Annotated in this window: 22 protein-coding genes and 2 pseudogenes; 15 read left to right on the top strand and 9 right to left on the bottom strand. The window is 70.1% G+C overall.

Features of this window, described 5'->3' with window-relative positions:
* Positions 1–41: 41 nt before the first annotated feature.
* On the bottom strand, positions 42–1,067 hold the full coding sequence (locus JM949_RS03210) for a LacI family DNA-binding transcriptional regulator (protein WP_203146968.1): 1,026 nt from the start codon (positions 1,065–1,067) through the stop codon (positions 42–44).
* A gap of 335 nt (positions 1,068–1,402) precedes the next feature.
* Here JM949_RS03210 and JM949_RS03205 point away from each other — a divergent pair, with 335 nt between their 5' ends.
* From JM949_RS03205 to JM949_RS38415, 10 genes are all read left to right on the top strand, one after another.
* Positions 1,403–2,719: an ABC transporter substrate-binding protein gene (locus JM949_RS03205; protein WP_309231979.1), complete on the top strand. Its 1,317-nt coding sequence runs from the start codon at positions 1,403–1,405 to the stop codon at positions 2,717–2,719.
* A 112-nt stretch (positions 2,720–2,831) separates the two neighbouring features.
* A complete protein-coding gene (locus JM949_RS03200) occupies positions 2,832–3,668 on the top strand; it encodes a carbohydrate ABC transporter permease (RefSeq protein ID WP_309231978.1) in 837 nt (278 codons plus the stop codon).
* Positions 3,665–4,489: a carbohydrate ABC transporter permease gene (locus tag JM949_RS03195; RefSeq protein WP_203146966.1), complete on the top strand. Its 825-nt coding sequence runs from the start codon at positions 3,665–3,667 to the stop codon at positions 4,487–4,489. Before JM949_RS03200 ends, JM949_RS03195 begins: the two co-directional genes overlap by 4 nt.
* Before the next feature lie 3 nt (positions 4,490–4,492).
* Positions 4,493–5,647, top strand: coding sequence for a serine hydrolase domain-containing protein (locus JM949_RS03190; RefSeq protein ID WP_203146965.1), 1,155 nt, complete (start codon positions 4,493–4,495; stop codon positions 5,645–5,647).
* 235 nt (positions 5,648–5,882) lie between these two features.
* Positions 5,883–7,229: a glycoside hydrolase 43 family protein gene (locus JM949_RS36345; RefSeq protein ID WP_309231977.1), complete on the top strand. Its 1,347-nt coding sequence runs from the start codon at positions 5,883–5,885 to the stop codon at positions 7,227–7,229.
* Entirely contained in the window at positions 7,154–8,347 is a 1,194-nt protein-coding gene (locus tag JM949_RS36340; RefSeq protein ID WP_309231985.1) for a beta-xylosidase family glycoside hydrolase, read from the top strand. Before JM949_RS36345 ends, JM949_RS36340 begins: the two co-directional genes overlap by 76 nt.
* 202 nt (positions 8,348–8,549) lie before the next feature.
* Positions 8,550–10,973: a family 43 glycosylhydrolase gene (locus JM949_RS03180; protein WP_203146964.1), complete on the top strand. Its 2,424-nt coding sequence runs from the start codon at positions 8,550–8,552 to the stop codon at positions 10,971–10,973.
* A gap of 27 nt (positions 10,974–11,000) precedes the next feature.
* A complete protein-coding gene (locus JM949_RS03175; RefSeq protein WP_203146963.1) occupies positions 11,001–11,633 on the top strand; it encodes a hypothetical protein in 633 nt (210 codons plus the stop codon).
* Positions 11,634–11,690: 57 nt separating this feature from the next.
* On the top strand, positions 11,691–12,632 hold the full coding sequence (locus JM949_RS03170) for a DUF916 domain-containing protein (RefSeq protein WP_238432484.1): 942 nt from the start codon (positions 11,691–11,693) through the stop codon (positions 12,630–12,632).
* On the top strand, positions 12,629–12,757 hold the full coding sequence (locus tag JM949_RS38415) for a hypothetical protein (protein ID WP_255545502.1): 129 nt from the start codon (positions 12,629–12,631) through the stop codon (positions 12,755–12,757). The genes JM949_RS03170 and JM949_RS38415 overlap by 4 nt, the downstream gene beginning before the upstream one ends.
* Positions 12,758–12,819: 62 nt before the next feature.
* Here the strand turns inward: JM949_RS38415 and JM949_RS03165 are convergent, their stop codons facing one another.
* Together JM949_RS03165 and JM949_RS03160 are read right to left on the bottom strand one after the other, a co-directional pair.
* A complete protein-coding gene (locus JM949_RS03165; RefSeq protein ID WP_203146962.1) occupies positions 12,820–13,083 on the bottom strand; it encodes a hypothetical protein in 264 nt (87 codons plus the stop codon).
* Positions 12,980–14,131, bottom strand: a complete 1,152-nt coding sequence (locus JM949_RS03160) for a hypothetical protein (RefSeq protein ID WP_203146961.1) — start codon at positions 14,129–14,131, stop codon at positions 12,980–12,982. Before JM949_RS03160 ends, JM949_RS03165 begins: the two co-directional genes overlap by 104 nt.
* A gap of 250 nt (positions 14,132–14,381) precedes the next feature.
* Here JM949_RS03160 and JM949_RS03155 point away from each other — a divergent pair, with 250 nt between their 5' ends.
* A complete protein-coding gene (locus JM949_RS03155; protein WP_203146960.1) occupies positions 14,382–15,932 on the top strand; it encodes a pectate lyase family protein in 1,551 nt (516 codons plus the stop codon).
* A gap of 84 nt (positions 15,933–16,016) precedes the next feature.
* Here the strand turns inward: JM949_RS03155 and JM949_RS03150 are convergent, their stop codons facing one another.
* The 3 genes and pseudogenes from JM949_RS03150 to JM949_RS03140 all read right to left on the bottom strand — a co-directional run bounded on the left by JM949_RS03150 (position 16,017) and on the right by JM949_RS03140 (position 18,584).
* The gene (locus JM949_RS03150; RefSeq protein ID WP_321170134.1) at positions 16,017–17,294 is read right to left on the bottom strand and encodes a radical SAM protein; all 1,278 of its coding nucleotides are present in this window, start codon (positions 17,292–17,294) and stop codon (positions 16,017–16,019) included.
* Positions 17,295–17,388: 94 nt separating this feature from the next.
* Positions 17,389–17,792 (bottom strand): annotated as a pseudogene (sodN, locus tag JM949_RS03145) (superoxide dismutase, Ni).
* Positions 17,793–17,858: 66 nt separating this feature from the next.
* Positions 17,859–18,584, bottom strand: a complete 726-nt coding sequence (locus JM949_RS03140) for an HAD family hydrolase (protein WP_203146958.1) — start codon at positions 18,582–18,584, stop codon at positions 17,859–17,861.
* Positions 18,585–18,675: 91 nt separating this feature from the next.
* Here JM949_RS03140 and JM949_RS03135 point away from each other — a divergent pair, with 91 nt between their 5' ends.
* Positions 18,676–19,155, top strand: coding sequence for a MarR family winged helix-turn-helix transcriptional regulator (locus JM949_RS03135; RefSeq protein WP_203146957.1), 480 nt, complete (start codon positions 18,676–18,678; stop codon positions 19,153–19,155).
* A 73-nt stretch (positions 19,156–19,228) separates the two neighbouring features.
* Positions 19,229–19,627, top strand: coding sequence for a hypothetical protein (locus JM949_RS03130; RefSeq protein WP_203146956.1), 399 nt, complete (start codon positions 19,229–19,231; stop codon positions 19,625–19,627).
* 210 nt (positions 19,628–19,837) lie between these two features.
* On the opposite strand, the pseudogene JM949_RS03125 reads toward JM949_RS03130, so the two are convergent.
* From JM949_RS03125 to JM949_RS03115, 3 genes and pseudogenes are all read right to left on the bottom strand, one after another.
* Positions 19,838–20,628, bottom strand: a pseudogene (locus tag JM949_RS03125) (inositol monophosphatase family protein); the annotation flags it as partial.
* A gap of 3 nt (positions 20,629–20,631) precedes the next feature.
* A complete protein-coding gene (locus tag JM949_RS03120; protein ID WP_203146955.1) occupies positions 20,632–20,799 on the bottom strand; it encodes a hypothetical protein in 168 nt (55 codons plus the stop codon).
* Positions 20,800–20,949: 150 nt separating this feature from the next.
* Complete coding sequence (locus JM949_RS03115; protein WP_203146954.1) at positions 20,950–21,399, bottom strand: iron chaperone; 450 nt, start codon at positions 21,397–21,399, stop codon at positions 20,950–20,952.
* Positions 21,400–22,146: 747 nt separating this feature from the next.
* Here JM949_RS03115 and JM949_RS03110 point away from each other — a divergent pair.
* On the top strand, positions 22,147–22,449 hold the full coding sequence (locus tag JM949_RS03110; protein ID WP_203146953.1) for a GNAT family N-acetyltransferase: 303 nt from the start codon (positions 22,147–22,149) through the stop codon (positions 22,447–22,449).
* 31 nt (positions 22,450–22,480) lie between these two features.
* A partial coding sequence (locus JM949_RS03105; protein ID WP_203146952.1) for a tetratricopeptide repeat protein occupies positions 22,481–23,030 on the top strand: 550 nt, incomplete at its 3' end.

The raw sequence follows: 23,030 nt of genomic DNA, 5'->3' as shown, positions 1-23,030 counted from the left end.
GCCGGCCACGGCCAGCCGGCGGTACGGCGGAGGGTCGGTGGTCAGCCGGCCGGAGGCGCGAGGGACCGGCGTCGGCGCAGGGGCATCGGAACGAGCGACGGCTCGGCGACGCCGCCGTCCAGGAGCAGTTCGACCGCCCGCCGCCCCATCTGCTCGTGCGGCAGTGCCGTGGTGGCCAGGCCGGGACGCAGCCAGGCGGCGATCGGGTCGTCGTCGAACGAGATGACCGAGATGTCCTCCGGGACGGTCAGCCCCGCCTCGCCGAGCGCCTGGTAGGCGCCGAAGGCCAGCCGGTCGTTCATGCAGATGATCGCGCTGGGTCGCTTCGGCCTGGTCAGCAGGCCCCGCATGGCGGCGTAACCGTGTTCGGGCAACCACTCGGTGCAGAAACACTCGGCCAGGAGGCTGACCTCTGCCTCGTTGAGCGCCTGCTGGATGCCGCGTAACCGGGCGCGGGCGGCGAGCGAGACCTCGGGGTCGTCCTCCTTGAGGCGGTTACGGCCGATGAGGGCGATCGCGTCGCGGTGGCCGAGTTCCAGCAGCGCGTTGGCGACGGAACGGCCGGCCCGTTCGTCGTCGGGGAGCACGCTGGGCAGGCTGTCGGGGCTCGTGGCGTTGAGCAGCACCACCGGGCCGCCGAGGATGGCCGGGGGGACGGTCAGCCGTCGGGTCGCCATCGCCGCGTAGATCACTCCGTCCACCTGCCGGTCGAGGACGGCCTCGATGGCGTACTGCTCGAAGGTCGCGTCGCCCTGTGTCTCGGTGATGAGGAGGACGTGGTCCCGTTCGCGGGCCGCGTCGAGGGCGCCGCGGATGAGATCGCCGGCGAACCGGGTGGTGGCCACGATGTCGGACACGAACGCGATGGTGGCCGTCTTGCGGGTCCGGAGGCTGCGCGCGGCGAGGTTGGGCCGGTAGCCGAGCTCCTCGGCGGCGGCGAACACGCGCTGGTGCGCCTCGGCCGAGAGTCGGGTGCCCTCCCTGCCGTTGAGCACCATCGACGCGGCGGTCTTGGACAACCCGGCCTTGCGCGCGACATCGGCCAGTGTTGCTCTGTTGCGGCCCATCAGTCCTCCGAATCAGGCGCGGTGCCACGGGCGCCGCTCCCGCCCATCATGATGCGTCGCCGTCCGGGATCCAGCGCCGGTCAGGGTCGGGCCGAGGTGAACCCAACGTTTCCGCACCGTTGCGAAGTTGTCCTTGACAGCTTCCCGTGCCACGCGCATGCTCTGCTAAATCAGTTTAGCGACCACTTCTGGCGCATCCAGAGGTGCCTTCGATGGTTCTTTTCGCTGACCGTACGGGTGCTGCGCCCGGGCGAGGCGCTCACGACGTGCGCGTGAAGATGTCAAGGAGTCTTGGAATGGCAGAATTGCTGACAAAGTTTCCGCGACGGAGAACTGTGCTCCTCGCGTCACTGCTGGCGGTCGGGATGACCGCGACGGCCTGTAGCGCGCCGGGAGAGGACCGGTCGTCGACCCAGCAGTCCGACGCCGCCGTCAAGACGGAGCTGGGCAGCGACCCGATCACCCTGGAGATGTACGCGGAGACCGGCTTCCCGCTGGCCAAGGCGTTGGCCGACGAGTTCTCCAAGCAGCACTCCAATGTCACGTTCACCATCCGCGAGGACCAGTTCACGGTGATCGTGGAGAACGCGCCCCGGGTGATCGCCTCGGACAACGCGCCGGACATCATCCGGCTCCCCACCATGGTCGACCTGGTCAAGGACGACCTGCTCAAGAACCTCGACCCGTACTTCACCGCGTACGGCTGGGACAAGTTCCCCGCCTCGCAGCTCATGCAGTTGCGCGTCGGTGACAACACCCGGGGCACCGGCTCGCTGTACGGGATGGGGCTCGGCTACAGCGTCACCGGCGTCTTCTACAACAAGAAGCTGGCCACCCAGATCGGGATGACCCAGCCGCCGGCCACTGTCGCCGACTTCGAGCAGTTGCTGGCGAAGGCGAAGACCAGCGGAATCCAGCCGATCATGCAGTTCAACAAGAACACCGCCGGCATCAACTTCCCGCACCAGGCGCTGCAGAACCAGTTCGGCGACCCGACCCAGGTCGCCGACTGGATCTTCCAGAAGCCCGGGGCCACCTTCGACACCCCGGCCGCGCTGAAGGCCACCCAGACCATCCAGAAGTGGGCGCAGGCCGGCTACTTCCCCAAGGACGCCAACGCCCTGGACTACGCGGGCATGGTGGGGGAGTTCCAGAAGGGCAACGGCCTGTTCATGTTCAACGGCGACTGGGAGTCGGCCAACCTGGACAAGGCGATGCCCGGCAACGTGGGCTTCTTCCTCTTCCCCACCGAGTCCCCCGGTGGGAAGCACGTGGCGATGTCCGCCCCGAACACCTTCGGCGTCTCCGCCAAGGCCAAGAACCCGGACGCCGCCGCGTACTTCCTGAACTGGGTGCACACCAACGCCAAGGCACGCGAGATCTCGGTGACGGTCGGCGGCTCCAGCCCCGGCGGCCCGAGCGACCTGCCGGTGCCGGCCGCCGCGCCGAACACCGTGCTGGCCGAGACCCTGAAGGCGTCGCAGCAGCTCGGGGCGGAGAACGGCGCTGTGGACTTCACCGCGAACGCGACCGGCGGTATCTTCGCCGCCGCGATCACGCCCGAGTTGCAGAAGCTGGTCGCCGGCCAGCAGACGCCCGAGGGGTACGTGAAGGCGGTCCAGGCCGAGTACGCGAAGGAACTGTCCCGATGACGTCTGCCCTCGGCAGCGCACCAACCGGGCGCGACGATCGTCGTTCCCGTCCGACCCCCGCGCGGCTCACCGGTTCCGGTGGGCCCGCGCGGCCGGGACGGGCTGGCTGTACGTGCTGCCCGCCCTGGTGATGTACGCGGTGTTCGTCCTCCGCCCGCTCGTGCTGACCCTGCAGTACTCGCTCTACGACTGGAACGGGATCGGGGTGGCCCGCTGGGTGGGCCTGGACAACTACCTCACCGTCTTCACCGACAGCGACCTGTTGAAGATCATTGGTAACGCGGTCGTCCTGATCGTCTTCTTCAGCTTCATCCCGGTCGCGCTCGGGCTGCTGGTGGCGAGCATGGTCCGCCGGATCACCACCGGCGCGTTCGGGACCGTCGTCCGGACCATCCTCTTCCTGCCGCAGGTCATCCCGCTGGTGGCGGCGGGCATCGCGTGGAGCTGGCTGCTCTCGTCGAACGGTCTGGTCAACCAGGTGTTGCGGGCGGTCGGCCTCGGCGGCGTCACGCGCGCCTGGCTCGGCGACTTCGACACGGCGCTGCCGGCCGTGGGCGTGATCGGGGCCTGGGTCCTGCTCGGTCTCTGCACCATCCTGCTGGTCACCGGCATGAGCAAGATTGATCCGGGGTTGTACGAGGCCGCCCGCCTGGACGGTGCCGGGCCGGTGCGCGAGTTCTTCGCCGTGACCCTGCCCAGCCTGCGTCAGGAGATCGGGGTCTGCCTCACCGTGACGATCATCGCCGCCCTGGCCAGCTTCGACATCGTCTACATCTCCACCAGTGGCGGCCCCGGCCTGCAGACCACCGTGCCGGGCCTGGAGATCTACCGGCTGGCCTTCTCGCAGCGTCAGGTCGGGCTCGCTTCGGCGCTCGCCGTCGTACTCATGCTGCTGGTGCTGGCCTGTGTGCTGCCGATCCAACGACTGACCCGGGGGGAGAAGCCGTGAACCTGAGCCGACGCGAACAGGTGACCGGCCGAGTGTTGCTGATCGCCCTGATCGTGGTCACCCTGCTGCCGTTCGTGAGCATGCTCTCGGCGGCGTTGCAGCCGCGCGGCAGCGTACCCGACGGTCTGGCCTGGCCGTCCGACCCCCAGTGGGGGAACTTCGCCGACGCCTTCACCGCCGCCAACATGGGTGCCCTGCTGCGCTCCAGCCTGCTCATCGTGGCGGGTGTCGTGCCGGTGTCCGTGCTGATCGCCACCATGGCCGGGTTCGGGCTCGGTCAGTTGCGGGTGCCCGGCGGCCGGCTCGTCTTCGGCCTGCTCCTGCTCGGCCTGACGCTGCCCTTCGAGGCGGTGGTCACTCCGCTCTACTACCAGATGCAGGATCTCGGTCTGCTCAACACCCGCTGGGCGATCATCCTGCCGCTGATCGGCCTGTACATGCCGTTCGCGGTGTTCTGGATGCGGGCCCACTTCACCAACGTGCCGGTCGAGCTGTCCGAGGCGGCCCGGGTGGACGGCAGCAGCACGTGGCAGTTGTTCTGGCGGGTCCAGGTGCCACTCGCCCGGCCGGCGATCGCCTCGCTGACCATCCTGATGTTCCTCTGGACGTGGAACCAGTTCCTGCTCGCCATCGTCCTCGTCGACGACGCCAGCAAACGCACGATGGCCGGCGCGCTCGGCGCGTTCCAGGGCCAGTGGGGCACGGATCTGGTGCTGCTGTGCGCCGGGTCGCTGCTGATCCTCACCCCCACCCTGATCGTGTTCCTGATCTTCCAGCGACAGTTCATCAAGGCCCTGATCCAGGGATCAGTGAAGGGGTAGGCAGTGCGCACACAGCCACAGATCCACGGCGACGTCGACGAGCGCTACGGGCCCGTCGCCGACGTCTTCCGGGACAATTTCAGCACCGGGGGAGAGGTCGGCGCCGCGCTCACCGTCTACGCGCGGGGTCGCAAGGTGGTCGACCTGTACGGCGGGGTGGCCGACGTCCGGACCGGGCGACAGTGGGACGCGCACACGCCGGTGGTCGTCTTCTCCTGCACCAAGGGAATTCTGGCCGTCTGCGCCTACCTGCTGGTCCAGCAGGGGCGGCTCGACCTCGACGCCCCGGTGACGCGATACTGGCCGGAGTTCGGGCAGCACGGCAAGGCCGACATTCCGGTGCGGTGGCTGCTCACGCACCAGGCCGGCCTACCCGCGCTGGACCGACCGCTGACCCTCGACGAGGTGTTGGCCTGGGACCCGGTCATCCGCGCGATCGAGGCGCAGGCCCCGCTGTGGGAGCCGGGCACCGCGCACGGCTACCACCCGATGACGTACGGCTGGCTGGTCGGCGAGGTGATCCGGCGGATCACCGGCCAGCTACCCGGCGCGTTCTTCGCCGACACCGTGGCGGGGCCGCTCGGCCTGCACACCTGGCTCGGGCTGCCCGCCAGTGCGAAGGAGAGCGTCGCCTGGGGCCTGGCACCACCTCCGGATGCCGAACCGTTCGTGGACCCGGTCGCCGAACGGGGCATCACCATGGGCGGCGCCTTCGCCTTTCCCGCCGACGCCGACGGGTTGGTGAGCTTCAACGACGACGCCATCCGGGCCGCCGGAATCCCGGGCGCGGGCGCGGTGAGCACCGCGGACGGCCTCGCGCGCCTCTACGCGGCCTGCGTGTCGAACATCCAGGGCGAGCCCCTGCTCGCCGTCGCGTCGGTGGACGACGCGGTCGTCGTGCGCTCGCGCGGCCAGCAGCGGCACGGTCCGCCGGACACCGGACAACGATGGGGGACCGGCTTCCTGCTGCACTCGCCGCCAGCCCGGCCGCTGCTCGGCGCGCGCAGCTTCGGCCACGACGGCGCGGGCGGAAACCTGGCCTTCGCCGACGCCGAGCATCAGGTGGGGTTCGGCTACGTGGTCAACCAGATGCGCGGCATGGGCGACGAGCGCGCCAACAACCTCACCGCCGCTCTCCGCACCTGCCTAACCGCCTGACCCCCACCCACCCCCACCCCGGGTCGGGCCGGGGTCAGGTCGGAGCTGGGGTGGGGGTGTACTTGTCCTATGTGGACAGTGTGTGTTACGGGAATACTTCGGGCGCGTTTCATTGATTGTCTTGACAGTTGTTGTTAGCGATAACACGATGGCCTTCACGCCGCTCTCGCGTTTGGAGCTCGTCTTGGTCGTGTCGATCCGCTCAGGTGTCCTGAACTCCACCCGCACATCCGCTGTGAACAGCCTGAACACCATCGCTCAGCACCTGGCGAACGCCCTGTCCCGGGTGTGGTACGCGGTGCGGGCTCGTCGCCTCCGTCCACTGTGCGCGTTCGCATCGGCCGCCGTCCTCGTCGGTGCGGGCCTGGTGGCCACCCCGGCCGCCGCGCACGCCGAGGACGGGTGGTCGCCGCGGTCGTCGTACACCTCGACCGACACCGGCGCCGGCACGTACTCGGTGCCGCTGCTCAACGCCGACGTGCCGGACATCAGCGTCGAGCGGGTGCCGGCCGCCGAGAACGACGAGGGCCGCGACATCTACTACATGATCAGCACGACGATGCACCTGAGTCCGGGCGCGCCGATCATGAAGTCGTACGACCTCGTCAACTGGGAGATCGTCAACTACGTCTTCGACCGGGCGAGCATCGGTGACTCGTTCTCGCTGCGCAACGGTCAGAACTCGTACGGCCAGGGCCAGTGGGCGTCGTCGCTGCGTTACCACGACGGCATGTTCTACGTCGCCTTCAACACCAACAACCTCAACGGCGCGTACCTCTACCGCACCGACGACATCGAGAACGGCGGCTGGCAACGCACCGCCCTCGGCCGTGGCCTGCACGACCCCTCGCTCTTCTTCGACGTCGACGGCACGCCGTACATCTTCTACGGCTCCGGTGGCACCAGCGCCGTCCGCCTCAACGCCGACCTGACGGCCATCGTGCAGGACTACCCGAACATCTTCACCGCCAGTGACTACGCCGGGCAGCCGTTCATCGGCGGCCTGTTCGAGGGCGCGCAGTTCTACCACATCGACGGCTGGTACTACGCCGTCATCATCACCTGGCCGTCCGGGCAGGGCCGGCAGGTCGTCATGTTCCGCTCGAAGGACCTGCTCGGGCGCTACACCTCGGCCGGTGGGGTCAACACCTACGAGGCGCGCGGGGTGCTCAACTCGAACGGCTTCGCCCAGGGCAGCCTGGTGCCGATCAGCCGCGCCGACGGCCGGACCGACTGGCACGGCATGTTCTTCCGGGACACGTTCCCGATCGGCCGGATCCCGGCGCTCATCCCGGCCACCTGGCAGGACGGGTGGCGACGTTCGGCAGCAACGGTGCCGTGCCGGTCAACGGCCTGTTCGACAAGCCGATCCGGCTCAGCCCGGCCGAGGAGCTGTTCGAGCGGCAGAAGAGCATCGTCGCCTCGGACGACTTCGCCAACGACGCGCCGGCCAAGGCGTACCAGGACGAGCAGTGGACGGTCCCGGCGCCGCTCGACCCAGCGGAGATCGCCCCCAACGGGTCGCGGCTGGACCTGGCGTGGGAGTGGAACCACGCCCCGGACAACAGGTACTGGTCGCTGACCGACCGCGACGGTTGGCTGCGGTTGACGGCCGGCACTGTGGTCACCGGCCAGTACGTCTACACCAAGCTGTCCAACCGGGCCGAGCTGGCGTGGTTCGAGGAGGCCCGCAACACGCTGTCGCAGCGGACGTTCGGGCCACGGCAGTCGGTGCAGACCCGGATGGACATCTCCGGCATGCGCGACGGCGACGTCGCGGGCCTGGCCGCCTACAACCGCGGCTTCTCGTACGTGGCGGTCAAGCGCGTCGGCGGGGTCAACACCCTCGGCGTGGTCAACCGGTCGCAGCCGTTCGCTGTCGACCTCGACCAGTCGACGCTGGAGGCCTTCATCCCGGGTACGACGGTGCCGCTGGGCGACGCGACAGAGGTACGGGTCAAGGCGGACCTCGACTTCGCCTCGCCGGTGGGTCAGCTGTGGACGACGTTCTACTACAGCCTGGACGGCGTGCGGTGGACCCGGCTCGGCAACCGCGTCGGCCCGCAGGCGCTCGATGGCAGCCTGGCGCACTTCATGGGGCATCGGGTGGGGCTGTTCAACTACGCGACCCAGCAGACCGGCGGGCACGTCGACTTCGACGACTACCTGCTCAGCGACGTGCTGACCGCGCAGGCCCGGCCGCTGGACAGCACCGCCCTCGACGCGGCAATCGGCCACGCGCAGACGCTCGACGCCCGCCACTACCCGGCTGACGCCTGGGCCGCGACGCAGTCCGCGCTCGCCGCCGCGACCTCGGCGCGGGCCGGACGGTTCGGCACCCAGAACGAGATCGACGCACCGGAGCGGGCGCTCAGCTACCAACTGGCCCGGCTCGGCGTGCTGGCGGCCCTGCCGGTCACCACCACCGCCGAGGTGCGCTGCCTCGGTGGGAAGGCGTACCTGGCGGTGCGGGCGCGCAACGACTCAAACGATCCGGTCGCAATCACCATGGAGACCCGGTACGGAAACCGGTCGTTCCCGGTGGTGGCGTCCGGGGCGGACGTCTACCAGTCGTTCCCGGCGCGCGCGGCGGCGGTGCCGGCCGGTTCGGCGACGGTCCGGGTCACCGGCGCGGTCGCGGGCCAGAACGTGACCACAGTCCACACCGCGCAGCACCCCGCCGGCAACTGCGGCGGCTGACCCACCCCGGGGCCTTCGGGCTCCTCCACGAGCTTTACCACCGACCGGCCCGGCGGCGCGGACAGCCGAACTGCCCGCGCCGCCGGCCGTGGTCGAGCCGGTGGCGGCCGGTCGACCCCTGATGTCCGGACCACCCGAGAACCCACACCACCGATCCCCCGTACACCGATGACCGCATGTCAGAGATGAAGGAGGATGTCCCGTGGAACAACGACTGCGACGGGCGACCCGAGGACGGGTCGCGGCGATCGCGACGGTCGGCCTGCTGCTGGCCGCGACGTTCGGAGCCGGGTCGGTGCCCGCCCAGGCCGCCGAGACGAATCTGATCGTCAACGGCGGGTTCGAGGAGGGCCTGGCGAACTGGTTCGTCAACAACGGAAACGCCGCCGACGGCGCCCAGTTGTCGGCCACGTCCGATGCGTACGCCGGCGCGAGCGCCGCGCTGGTCACCAGCCGGACGACCACCGGGTCCGGGCCGATGCAGGACCTCAGCGGCAAGGTGCAGGCCGGTCAGGCCTACACCCTCACGGCCCGCATCAAGTACCAGAACGCCGACGGCCCGGCCACCAAACAGTTCTTCGCCACCATGCACTACGGCGGCGGCACCTACACCAACCTGGTCAGCGTGACGGCGACGAAGGGCCAGTGGACGCAGTTCAACGGGACGTTCACGATCCCGGCCGGGCAGGCCGTGTCGACGGCGCGGCTGTTCTTCGAGACCCCCTGGACGAGCACCCCGTCCACCGACCCGGCCGTGCACCTGATGGACTTCACAGTCGACGACGTGTCGGTGGTCGGCGCCGCGCCGCCCGCGCCGGCGTCGAAGACCATCGAGGTCGTCGGCAAGCTGCCGGGTGAGCACAACCCCTTGATCGGGCACAAGTTCGGCGCCGACGGCTTCGGCTTCGTGCACGACGGCCGGGTGTACATGTACCTGACCAACGACACCCAGGGGTACGCCCCGAACCCGTCCACCGGCGTCTCGCCGGGGATCAACTACGGCGACATCAACCAGATCACGGTGATCTCGTCGGAGGACCTGGTGAACTGGACGGACCACGGCGAGATCCAGGTCGCCGGCCCGAACGGGGTGGCACCGTTCACCGCCAACTCGTGGGCGCCGGGCATCACCAAGAAGGTGGTGAACGGCGTGGAGAAGTTCTTCCTCTACTACGCCAACGGCGGTGGCTCCAGCAACGTCATCACGGGTGCCTCGCCGCTCGGCCCGTGGACCACCGAGCGCACGAGCACGCTGATCAACGGCAGCACCCCCGGTGCCGAGGACGTCGCGTGGAAGTTCGACCCGGCCCCGTTCGTGGACGACGACGGCCAGCCGTACCTCTACTTCGGCGGCGGTCCGGCGTCGACGAGCATGCCGCCGGCCGAACGCTTCAACAACCCGAAGAACATCCGGGCGATCGAACTCAGCGACACCATGGTCGCGACCGAGGGGACGGCGGCGGTGGTCGACGCCCCGGTCGCCTTCGAGGCGGGTCACGTCTTCAAGCGGCAGGGTAGGTACTACTTCTCGTACTCCTCGCACTTCGGTGGGAACGACTTCGGCGGCAGCCAGCAGCCGCTTCCCGGCTACCCCGGGGGTGGCCAGATCGGCTACCTGATCTCCGACGACCCGATGTCGTGGCCGAAGGAGAGCTACGCCGGGGTGCTCTTCCCGAACCAGTCGCAGTTTTTCGGCGCCGGCACCGGCGGCAACAACCACCAGTCGGTGTTCGAGTTCGAGGGCAAGTACTACTTCACCTACCACGCCCCGACCCTGAACAAGCGCATCAACGGCAACACCACCCAGGGGTACCGCAGCCCGCACATCCAGCAGCTGACCTTCAACCCGGACGGCACGATCCAGCAGGTTGTGGGCACCTACGCCGGGGTGGACCAGGTCCGCGACTTCGACCCGTACCGGCTCTTCGAGGCCGAGACCTTCGGCTGGAGCAAGGGCGTCGCGACCACGAAGGTCGACGGCAGCTCCGGTCAGTTCGGCGGCGCGGCACCGAACCTGGTGGTCAGGGACATCGACAACGGCGACTGGACGGCGTTGTCGTCGGTGGACTTCGGCGGCGACGGCGCGCGGAGCGTCACGGCACGGGTGCGGGCGCTCGCGCCCGGCGGGCAGGTCCAGGTACGGCTGGACGACGCCGCCGGTCCGGTCGTCGGCACGATCGCGGTCGACACCCCGCTCGGCCAGTGGGCCGAGGTGAGCGCCGACCTCACCGGCGTCAGCGGCGTGCACGACGTCTACTTCACCGTCACCGGCCCGGCCGGCGTCGACCTCTTCGAGATCGACAACTGGGCCTTCGCGGCGGCCACCGAACCCGAGTTGCCGGTCACGGTCACCGCGTCGACGCGGTGCGTGGGTGGCAACGCGTACGTGGCGGTGCAGGCGCGCAACGACCATGACGCCCCGGTGGGGATCAACCTGGCAACGCCGTACGGCGAGCGGTCGTTCACGGCCGTCGCGCCGGGCACGAACGCGTACCAGTCCTTCAACACCCGCGCCGAGTCGGTGCCGGCTGCTTCGGCCACGGTCCGGGTGACCGGGGCGATCGGCGGGCGGGATGTGACGACCGTCCGTACCGTGCAACACCCCGCCGGCACCTGCGGCGGCTAACCCTTCACGGCTGAGATCGGAGCTGACATGAACACATACAAACGGCGGCAGTTGCTCGCCGCCTGCGCCGTCGGCGCTGTCCTGACCGGGGCCGCGGTGCTGCCGTCGCCCGCCGTGGCGGAGCCCGGCGACGATGCCAGCGTGCGGGTCACCGTCGACATCGACGAGATCAGGGAGCCCGGCGTCCTCGCGATGTCGATCGCCGGTGACGCCGTCGCGCTCTCCGAGGACGGCTCGACCCTGCTGGTCCGCCAGTTCGTCGGTACGCTCCCGACGGTGACGGTCACCGACACCCGCGTCGCCGACGAGGTGCCGGACGGCGCCGGTTGGGCGGTGCTCGGCAGCGCGACCGACTTCACCGGCGGCGCCGGCCAGGCACCGATCACCGCCGACCACTTCGGCTGGAAGCCCCGCCTGCTCGACGGTGGAGAGACCGGCCTGGTCACCGAGGGTGAGGAGGTGGTGACCTCGCTGGACGAGGCCACCCAGCCGGGCAACAACGTCGGTCTCGTCGACCAGGAGCTGCTGGTCTCGGCCTTCGACTCCGCGGCCGTCGCCGGCGACTCGTACTCGGTCAACGCCGACCTGTACCTGCGGACCCCCGCCGAGGTCGCCGCCGGCGAGTACAACTCCACGCTCACCCTCTCACTGTTCGAGTAGTGGCCTGGCGGGGGCCCGCACCGGGCCCCCGCCAGCCCCGTGCCGAAGGGCCGCGTCATGACCGTCACCCCGCTGCGTCGGGCGCTCGTCGCCCTCGCCGTCGTGTCCCTCACGGTGGCGGCCGCGCCGGCCGCCGTGGCGGCGGAACCGGACCCGAAGGCCCTGACCTGGACGGTCCAGCCGGCGTCGGCGACCGGGCCGGACCACCGCCGGTGGATCACCGCCAACCTGGACCCGGGGCAGGCCGTGACCGAACACCTGGCGGTACGGAACCTCAGCCGCAGCGCTGTCGCCTTCTCCCTGAAGGCCGCCGACGGCTACCTCACCGACAAGGGCCGCTTCAACATGCTGTCGTCGGACCGGCCCTCGGTCGACGGTGGCACCTGGATCGACGTCCAGCAGCGGGTCACTGTCGGCCCGAACGAGACCAGAGTGGTGCCGTTCACGATCACGGTGCCCAGGGACGCCACGCCGGGCGACCATCCGGCCGGCATCGCCGCGACGGTCACCAGCACCGGGGGGACGGTGAGCGTCGAGAGCCGGGTCGGGTTCCGGGTGATGCTGCGGGTCAACGGCGTCGCCCGAGCGGCCCTGCCGGTGGGCGGCCTCAGCACGTCGTACTCGCCGTCGTGGAATCCCTTCCGCGCTGGCACGGTCCGGGTTCGTTACACGGTCGAGAACGACGGCAACGTCTGGGTCGGTGGAACCTCCCGGGTGACGGTGTCCGACCTCTTCGGCCGGACCAGCCACGACGCCACCGGCGCGGTCGAGGAGTTGCTCCCGGGCGCAGCCGCGCGGTGCGGGCCCGGGCCGACGGCGTCTGGGCGCTGGGGCGTCTGCGTACCACAGTCACCACGTCACCGGCCCTGCTCGGCGAGGGTCAGGCCGCCGCCGAGCTGCGGCTGGCGTCCGCCACCGTCACCACCTGGGTCGTGCCGTGGGTGCAGCTCGTACTGCTCTGTCTCCTCGCCGTACTGCTGCTCGCTGTGCGGGCGGTGACCCGGCACCGCCGACGTCGGCTTGCCGGGTTGCTGGCCCGCGCCCGGGCGGAGGGCCGGGAGTCGGTGCTGGTCGGCGGTGCGCCGTCCGCCGCCGAGCCGGACCCGGACGACACCCGCCGCTGACCCGACCGGGCGGGGAGATCGCGCTGCGGGGCCGGGCGACACCTCACCCGGCCCCCACCGCGTCAGTCGCCAGCGTTGCCGGGCTTGGCCTGGTCGAGCAGCCAGCGGAGGATGTCGCGGTCCTCGTAGGTCGGGCCGAACGCCGCGTGGTAGTCGGGCACCGAGAAGGCGGCGTCGGCGTACTCGGTGTAGCGCACGAGCTCGGCGACCTGCTCCGGCGTCTTACCCCGGGCGGCGTACGCCTGCCGCAGCGCGGCGGTGGAGTTGCGCGCGCCGGAGACGTTCAGCAGGTGGTCGTGCTCGCCGTGGGTGATCCAGACCGGCACCTCCGCCGCCGCGATGGCGGTCGCCTGGCTGGCGCCGACCGGGAAGCCGCCGGTCACCAGGCCGCCGGCGAAGAGGTCCGGCCGCTTGGCGAAGGCCTCCCACAGCAGCTGGGAGCCGTACGACACGGTGGACGCGTACACCCGGCGGGTGTCCACGGCGAACTGGCCGACGAACTGGTCGAGCAGCTTGACCAGCAGGTCCGCCTCGGCGCGCGCCGACCCGTTGGTGCTGGGGCGCCAGCACGATCACCTCCTCGGCGCTGCCGGTCCATTCCGGCTGGAGCCACGCGGTGGCCGGGATGTCGGCGGCGAGTTGCACCCCGAGGTTGTCGCCGTCCCAGCCCATCCCGTGACCGGGGAGGACGACCACGAGCGGATACTTCCGGGCGGGCTGGTAGTTCTTCGGCAGGTGGTAGTGGTACGGCAGGACCATGCCGCCGCTGAGGAACGAGCCGTAGTTGAACTCGTCGACCAGCTGGTTGACCGGCTTCTCGGTGACCGGCCGGGACTCGCCCGGGGTGGCCCTGGCGAGCAGTGGCCCCTTGCCGACGCCGCGACCGGGCTGACCGTGCACGTCCTTGCGCTGCACGACCCGGGTCGGCAGTTCGGGGTTCACCTTCACCGTGCAGAGGAACGTCGGGCACTTGGAGACGATGACCGTGGAGCCGCCGGTGTCGGCGGGGTCGAGTTCGACGATGACGTACCTGCCGGGTGCCGATCGGTGGTCGGCCCGGGTGCCCGGCACACCGTTGGTGTAGGTGTGGGTGATCGTCCGGTCGGCGAGCTTCGGCAGGTCCTCGATGGGGTTGAAGCGGAAGTTGTAGATGGTGTCGGTCACCGAGAAGGTGGCGGTGTCGAGGGTGCGGGGGTTGACCGTGGCCGGGTACTCGATCGCCACCGCCGACACCTTCTGGCCGTACGTGTGGACGGTGGTGATCGGGGTGATGCTGCGGATTCCGTGCGTGGTGGCACTGTTCTCGCCCGCGCTGCCGTACGCCGTGCCGCCGGTCCGCCCACGCCTTCCCGTCAGCCGGCCCGAGCACTGCAACAAACCTGCAAGCGCTAGCCCTTGCCTTTCCGGAAACCGCTTTCCTACGATTGCGTTACATCGATGTTTCAGTTAACGGACAGGTGATCAGTGTCATCATCGGCACCCTGATCGCGCGGCAGGACCCTGCTTCTACCAGGGCGTAAGCCACAGCGATGAAATCTATGCGATTCACTGCCGACTATTCCTTCAAGGACTCCGAGGGTAGGCGCGGTCGCGACCAACGAGACGAATGTGAAGGTGAGGCGAGATGAGACGACCAGTCGCGCTGCGACTTCAGGCAACGCTGGCCACGGCGGCCGTGGGGATCGCGGTCGGGGTGGCGCTGCCGTCCCCGCAGGCATCGGCGGCGGCCGGCAGCGCCACCGGCTACGCCACCCAGAACGGCGGCACCACCGGCGGTGCGGGCGGGCAGACGGTGCGGGCCACCACCGGCACGGCGATCCACGCGGCGTTGTGCGGTCGGGCCAGCAGCAGCACCCCGATCGTCATCGAGGTCACCGGGACCATCAACCACGGCAACACCAGCAAGGTGTCGGGGTCGAGTTGCAACACCGCGGCGGGCGTGATCGAGCTCAAGCAGATCAGCAACGTGACCATCATCGGAGTCGGCAGCGCCGTCTTCGATCAGCTCGGCATCCACATCCGCGACTCCAGCAACATCATCATCCAGAACGTCACGGTGCGGAACGTCAAGAAGTCGGGCTCGCCCACCTCCAACGGCGGCGACGCCATCGGCATGGAGAGCACGGTCCGCAACGTCTGGGTCGACCACGTCACCCTGGAAGCCTCCGGTGGGGAGTCGGAGGGGTACGACGGCCTCTTCGACATGAAGGACAACACCCAGTACGTGACGCTGTCCTACAGCATCCTGCGCAACTCCGGTCGCGGTGGCCTGGTCGGGTCCAGCGAGAGCGACACGTCCAACGGCTTCATCACCTACCACCACAACCTCTACGAGAACATCGACTCCCGGACGCCGCTGCTGCGCGGCGGCATCGCGCACATCTACAACAACCACTACGTCAGCCTGCACGAGTCGGGCATCAACTCCCGGGCCGGAGCCAGGGCCAAGGTGGAGAACAACTACTTCCGCGACTCCAAGGACGTGCTGGGGACGTTCTACACCGACGAACGCGGCTACTGGCAGGTCAACGGCAACGTGTTCGACAACGTGACCTGGTCCAGCGCCGGCAGCGAGAACTACCCCGCCGGTCCCAACCCGACCTCCAACACCACCGTCAGCATCCCGTACCCGTACAGCCTCGACGGGGCGAGCTGCGTGCCGGACATCGTCCGTCAGACGGTGGGGGCCAACACGGGTCTGCGGGTGTCGAACGGTAGCTGCTCGCCGCAGACCCCGCCGCCGACCACTCCGCCGCCGACCACCCCGCCACCGACCACTCCGCCGCCGACCACCCCGCCCCCGTCCGGTGGGACCAACCTCAGCCTCGGCGCGGGTGCCGACGGCTCCAGCAAGGCCAGTGGGACGAGCTACGGCAACGTGCGCGACGGCGACCTCGGCACCTGGTGGTCGCCGGCCGGCTCGACCGGCACGATCTCGATCAAGTGGCAGTCGGCCACCCGGGTGTCCCGGGTGGTCATCCGGGAACCGTCCGGCACCCAGGGCACCATCGGGGCCTGGCAGCTCGTGAACAACGACAACGGGGCCGTCCTGGCCGCCGGCAGCGGGGCCGGCTCGATCACCTTCGCCGCGACCGCCCTGACGAAGATCAGCTTCAGGATCAACAGCTCGGGCGGTACGCCACGGGTCGGCGAGTTCGAGACGTACGCCAGTTAGCGCCGGTGGCCTGAGGCAACCGAGCCGAGGCGGATGACGCGGGCGGGAGCACCCTTCGGTGGCGCTCCCGCCCGCGGGCGCTCGTTACGAGTCGGCCGACGGCAGGGTGTCCATGAAGGAGCTGACCGAGAAGACCGCTCGCCCGGGGCCGGCCGGACCGTACCCGGGTGGGCTGGACAGGCCGTGGGCGTCCATGGTCGCCCGGTAGACCTCCAGCAGGCGCACGTGATATTCGAGCGGTGCTCCCTGCGGGTTGGTCCGGCCCAGCGGAGTGGTGGGCTCCGGGCACCAGGTGGTGAACCGGGGCGTGATCCCACGGGACACGAAGTAGTCGAGCCCCTCCGCGGTGGAATCGATCGCCTCGTTCACCGTCGCGAAGCCGTGCGTGGCGGCCATCTCGACGCCCGCCACGAAGTTCGGGATCACGTTGCGCGGGCCGAAGACCTCGGCGGAGTCGAGGATGCGGCGGTGCCACTCCTCCCGACCGACGTATCGCTCCTTGCCCGGGCAGTACAGCTCGAACAGCCGCTTGTCCCACACCTCGTAGTTGGGGTGGTAGATGCGGATCCCGTAGTCGTAGAAGCGTTGCACGTCAGCTCGGGGCAGCGCCTGGGCGACGACCTTGCCGATCCACCGCCCCGGAAACCGCTCCTCGATCGCCTGGGCGTACTGGCCGTAGAAGTCGGCCTCGGCCAACCCGCCAACCTGCGAGGTGATGCTGCCGCCGGTGAGGGTGTACGCCTGCGACGCCCGGTTGGTGTCGTACCGGTCGATAATCTCCAGCGCCTCCAGCACCTCGTCGACGGGCTTGACCCCGGTGTAGGGCCGGCCGGCCTGCTTGTGCTGCCGCCAGTTGTGGTTGATGTCGCAGTACTGGCACTCCTCCTTGGCGCCGAAGTACTGGCAGACCCGGAACGCGGTGAGGTAGATCAGATAACCCCACTGGATCGTCGGGGCGACCTCCATCACCGACTTGCCGTTGGCGAGCGTGTGCCGGTAGTAGGCCGGCATGGGAGGCAGCCCGACGTCGGCGATCGGGCGTCCGTCCAGGAACAGGCGCAGCCGGCCGTCGCTGTCCGTGCCGACGCGGTACGGCGAGCTGGGGTTGATGCGGACCGACACCACGGTCCGACGTAGCTCGTACGGCCCTCCGGTGAGCACGATCTCCTCCGGTGGCCGGCGCAGCGCGGCGCTGCCCAGCTCCGGCAGCGTCCGGTGGTCGAAGGAGAAGATGAAGTACGACTTCGGCTTGACGTCCCCGTGTTCGTTGTCGGTGAGTGCCGCGTCGTCGAAGGCGAGGCCGCCACGCAGCAGATCCTCCTTCAGGACCGCCTCCCGCGGCACGTGGGGGAAACGCCCCATCAGGTCTTCGACGAGGTCAGTGCGCGACGCCATACGGTTCCTCCTGAACGCGGTACGCCGGACCGGGTGGCCCGAGCCACCCGCCCTCGGCTGATCAGCCCTGCTTGGTCTCCCAGAAGATCTTCGAGATCTCTTCGATCTTCGCGAGCAACTGCTCGGCGACCGCCGGGTCGGCGCGCCCTTCGCGCCGCCGGCGCCGGCCAGCTTGGTCGCCTCGTTGAAGAGACCGTGCAGCTGGGGGTACCTCTCGAAGTGCGGTTGCTTGAAGTAGTCGGTCCACAGCACCCAGAGGTGGTGCTTGACCAGCTCGGCGCGCTGCTCCTTGATGATCAGCGCGCGGGTGCGAAACTCCGGGTCGTCGCTGGCCTGGTACTTCTCGGAGAGCGCCTTGACCGACTCGGCCTCGATCCGGGCCTGGGCCGGGTCGTAGACCCCGCACGGCAGGTCGCAGTGCGCGCTCGCGACGGTACGCGGCCGGAGAACACGTGGCAGCTGCATCAGAATCCCTTCGACAACGGTGCTGAGGTGACCGACGGCACGCTAGGACCTCAACCGGACTTCATGTCAAGAGTCGGATCGCTCCTCAGTGTGCCTGCCGGCGCTGACCGAAGATCGGGTGGGCCTGTCCGCGCGCCGCGCCACAGTGGCCAGGAGGGCGTCCAGGGCCAGGTCCGTGGCGCTGCGCAGCACGAGGTCCGCGGCCGAGAAGCGGGCGTGGTCCGCGTGCGGGTTCGGCACCGCCACGCAGCGAAGCCCGGCCGCCTGTGCCGCCGCCACGCCGTGCGCGGTGTCCTCGAACGCGACCGCCTGGCTTGCCGGAAGTCCGAGTCGCCGCAACGCCAGCAGGTAGACCGCCGGGTCCGGCTTGTGCGCGGGCACCTCCTCGCCGGTCGCCAGCACCTCGAACCGCGCCCGCAAACCTGCCTGGTCCAGCAGTGCGCCGACGTGGGTGCTCGGGGAACTGCTCGCCACGGCCAGCCGCAGCCCCAGCTCCGTGGCTCGATCCAGCCAGCCGACAATGCCGGGCGCGGGGCTCAGTGCGGCGTTCAGCTCCGCTCGGTAGGCCATCCGCAGGGCGTGGCTGGACGGGCGGTCATAGCTCGGCCCCACTGTCGCGCCGAGCGTCGCGTACCGAACCTCGTTCGCGTCGCCGCCGTGGTCGGCGAAGAAACCCGCCGGGTCGAGCCGCAGGCCGTGCCGCTGCCACTCCCACCGCCAACTCTCCAACAGCGTGCTCTCGGTGTCCATCAGCAGGCCGTCGAAGTCGAAGATCAGGGCCTTGGTCGTCACAACGGACAAGTATCCGGCGTGCCGCGCCGCGCCGGATCGGCAGGGCGATGCATGGTTGTACGATCGAACCAATTGGTTGTAGGGTCGAACCATGTCGGACGATGATCTCGAACAGGCTCTCGCCCTCCAAGGAAGGATCAGCGCGTTCGTGCGCGCGTTCGGGTTGCATCAGCCAGACCGCACTCCGTGCGGCACGCCGGTGCCGACCTCCGAGGCACACGCGGTAGGGGAGTTGGACCGGGACGGTCCGTTGACGCAGAGCGTTCTGGGCGAGCGGTTGCGGCTGGAGAAGAGCACTGTCAGTCGGCTGGTGTCCCAGCTGACCGCCCGGGGCTGGGTCCAACGGGCCGAGCGCGCCGGTGACGCCCGACTGGTCTGGTTGGAGTTGACGTCCGAGGGCCGTCGCGCTGCCGGTGAACTGGCGGTCGCCCGCGCGGCCCGCTTCGCCGACCTGCTGCGCAACATCCCGGCCGAGCAGCGCCCGGCGGTCATCGCCGCGTTGACGACACTCGTCCACGCCGCGAACAGGCAGCCGAGCGCGGCAGCGGTGAGCGGGGCGGCCGGTGGCTGACGGTCCGGCAGTGCCGGCTGCTGCGGATTCCGGGGCGCGCGCCGGTGCGGGACCGCGCCGCGACGCGGCAGCGGTGACCGCCTCGCGCTTCGATGCCGACGACAGCCCGGCGACCCGCCCCGGCGTCGGTCGGTGGAGCGTCGGGGCCGTGTTCGGCACCACGATGGGTCTGGCCCCACACCTGCTGCACCACCTCGGCCTGTTCGCCGGCACGGCACTGCTGGCCGGGGCCGGCGGCACTGTGCTGTTCGGTGTGCTGGGCGTGGCCGCCATGACGCCGATGTTGCTCCGACTGCGCCGTCGCTTCGCCACCTGGTGGGCACCCGGCGTCGCCCTGCTGCTGTTCGCCGCGATGTTCGCGACGTCGACGCTGCTGATCGGCCCCGCCCTGCGCCGCGCCGGAAGCGACCCGCCGCGGCCCGACCCGGCCCACTCCACGCCCGCCGGGGAGCACACCCGCCACCATGACTGACTGTCGACCAGCGGCCTCCGACCAGCGGCAGGGCCCCGCCGTCAACTGCGGTCGGTCACCGCACCCTGCCGGCGGTGCTCGATGCCTGGCCGGACTGCCTACTCCGCGACCGCCGCACCGAACACTTTCTCAGCGTCGGGTTTCCCGGCCGTGCCGGTCCAGGTCTGGCCCCGCGACTGACCACGACCTCGGCCCCTGGTCCCGCCCGGTGCGCTGTTTGCGGATGAGGGCCAGCAGGGCGGCGTGGGTCGCTCGTCGGCGGCCACGACGAGCCCGTTCCCGCCGGTGTGCAGCGGCTGGCCGTCGAGCCCGGTGACCACGCAACCGGCCGCCTGGCAGAGGGCGATTCCGGCCGCGAAGTGGACGCTGCGGCCCAGGTCGTGGCGGTCCGTCAGGTAGGCGGCGCGGCGACCGGCGGCGACCCACGCCACGGCCAGGCTGGTGGAGATCACCCGTGGGTGGAACCGTTCGGCGAAGTCCTCGTCGGCGAGCAGTCGAGCGGCCAGGAAGACGTCCCTGCTGGGGAATGGTGGGTCGAGGTTGACGTCGACCAGCTTCGACTCGGCCGACGGGGCAAGCCGCTCGTCCGTCCCGGCGCTACGGACGTACGCGGCGCTGCCGTCGGTCCAGAACACCTCACCGATGAACGGGTCCGCCGACGCGGCCACCGCGCTGCCCGTGCCGGTGTGCAGCGCGACGTTGACCGAGGCCAGCATGGTGCGGGCGGCATAGTTCAACGTGCCGCACAGCGGGTCGACCAGCCACGTGCGTCCGTTTCCGCCGGTACCCGTGCGCCCGCTCTCCTCGCCCAGCACATCGTCCTGCGGACGCGCCGCCCGCAGGACGTCGAGGATGGCCTGCTCCGCCTCGATGTCGGCAGTGGTGGCGAAGTCGTCCCCGAGCTTCGTGAAGCGCGTCAGCGACGATCCGTGTCGAGCGCGGACGACAGCTGCTCCGGCCTCCGCCGCCGCGATGGCCAACGCCTGGTCAGTGATCGACAATTGTCACTCCGGTAGTTCGGTGATCGCGAACTGACTGACGATCGCCATCATGATCATCGGGGCGTCGCCGTCGCAGTGGTTGAGGGACCGCGACCCGCCGGCCGCCGGCCGCCGTCGGCCGCCCGGCTCGTCACCGGGCGACCCCGTCCCACCGCTGGCGACCTGCCCCACAACGTACGCACCGGGTGCCTCCCTCAGCTCCGTTCCCGATCATCGCTCACCTCGGGCCGGTTGCGGAAGGGCGTCCGGCCCGGCTCCGCCGGACAGTCGAGATGCCCGACACCGCCCGCTGGTTCGCTCCGGGGTGTGGAACGGGACGGGTCAGGAGACCGCCGCCCGCACCAACTCGGTGACCCTCTTCTCCACCGCCGGGCTCCACTGCCGCAACGCGTACGCCACCGGCCACAGGTCGCCGTCGTCGAGGGTGGCGGCGTCCTGGAAGCCCAGTGTCGAGTACCGGTAGTTGAACTTGCCGGAGTCCTGGAAGAACAGCACGATCTTGCCGTCCGCGTTCGCGTAGGCGGGCATCCCGTACCAGGTCTTGGGGGACAGCTCCGGGGCGGCGGCGGTCACCGTCACGTGCACCCGCTCGGCGAGCGCGCGGTCCTCCGGCTCCATCTGGGCGATCCGGTCGAGGACCGCCTGGAGGCCGTCGGCCTTCTGCGCGCCCTTCTTGCCCTCGGCGCGTAGTTCGGCGGCACGCTCCTTCATCGCGGCCCGCTCCTCGGCGCTGAAGCCATCGGACTCGGTAGTGGTGGTCTTCGCTGACATACTCGGGCTCCCTCTGTTGATCAGGCCTGGCGCGCTGTCGGCTACCTGGGCAAAGGCTAGGCTGGGCGGCGCTCGCGGGCTTCTCGATTCCTGATCGGTGCGCGGCGCCCGCCGGACCCGTTCGGCGGAGACGGCGCGGCCGAACCCCAGGAGTGCGCCACGACGAGTGCCCGCCCGCCCGCGCGGTGCCGGTGCGGGGTGACCTCGGCCTCTCGAAGGTGCTCGCCAACCCGACCGCTGGTTAGGTTGTCGGACGAGGACCAGCGAGCGCGTTCTGGGGGAGACCGGATATGAGCACCACCGCCGACCGGATGGCGACGGCGTACTTCGACGCCATCGAACTCCTCTGCCGGGTGACCCCGAAGGGCTGGTACGCCGAGCGCGGCACCGCTCGCGCAGGGCTCACCCAGGCCGGCATCCCGACGCTCAACGGGGTCTTTGACACGACCACCGAGCCGACCTCGGGTCGCTCGACGAACTGGCGACCGAGGTCCGTAGGCAGGTGCCGAACTGGTCGCTCATGGTTCGTGGCGAGGCGAGCGACGAGGTCGCCGATCTCGCGGCCCGGCACGGGTTGCGCGGACGCTCCGAGCTGCCCTTCCTGGCCTGCGCCACCGACGACATCGTGTTCCGGGCCGGCTCGGCCCAGCGGACGCCGGTACGCCAGGTCGCGCCGTCGAGAGCGAGCGGTACACCGACGCCCTCAACCAGAGCTTCGAGGTCCCCGACGGCGCCTTCGGCTCGCTGATGGGCGGTGCGGTGCTCGACGCCGACGCCATGACCGGCTATCTGGCCGAGGAGTCCGGCCGCCCCGTCGGCACCGCGTTCGGGGTGCGGACCCGCGGCGCTGTCGGCGTGTTCAACATCGCCGTCGTCCCGGCGGCCCGAGGTCGTGGCCTGGGCCGCGGGCTCACCGAGGCGGTGTTGCGTGCTGGCATCGCCGCCGGCGCGGACGCCGCCTACCTGCACAGCAGCCCGATGGGCCGACCGCTCTACGAATCGATGGGCTTCACGCTCGTGGAGACCTGGACCGTGTTCCAGGCGGGCTGACGGGCAACCGGCCAGCGGAACAGGAAGACTCATGACCTTCAGCGAGAACGTCCGCTCGGCCTTCCGGCGCGGCGAGACCGCCGCCGTGGTGCGGATGAGCGAGGCCGAGATCGAGCGGGCCCAGGCCGCCGGCGACCCGGCGGGCGAGGTGGAGGCCCGGTACAGCCTCGCCCGGGTTGCCATCCGTGGCGGTGACCTGTCGGGTGGGGAAGCCCGGGCCAGGGAGGCGCTCGCGGTGGCGCTGCGCGCCGGCGACCGAAGCCTTGAGGAACGGCCGAGGCACGTCCTGGCCGGGGTGGCGCGGATGTCTGGCGACCTGGTCCGCGCTCGGGAGCTGTACCGGGAGAGCATCGCGCTCAACGAGGCGCTCGGCCAACCCAGGACGGTCAACTCGGAATACCACAACCTCGCGTTCTGCGAGCTGGGCCTGGGCAACCTCGACGTGGCCAGGACGCTGTTCGCCGAGAACCGCGAGCGGGTGTTCCGCAACGACTGGGCCGACTTCGTGCCGTACGTCTGCGTTGCCGGCGCGGCGCTCGCCTCGGCCGACCGCGACCACTCGCGGGCGGCGCGGATGATCG

This window comes from Micromonospora tarensis (assembly GCF_016803395.1).
Lineage (GTDB): Bacteria > Actinomycetota > Actinomycetes > Mycobacteriales > Micromonosporaceae > Micromonospora > Micromonospora tarensis.
Note: the sequence above shows the minus strand (reverse complement) of the source record. Positions and strands in the feature narration are given on the sequence as shown.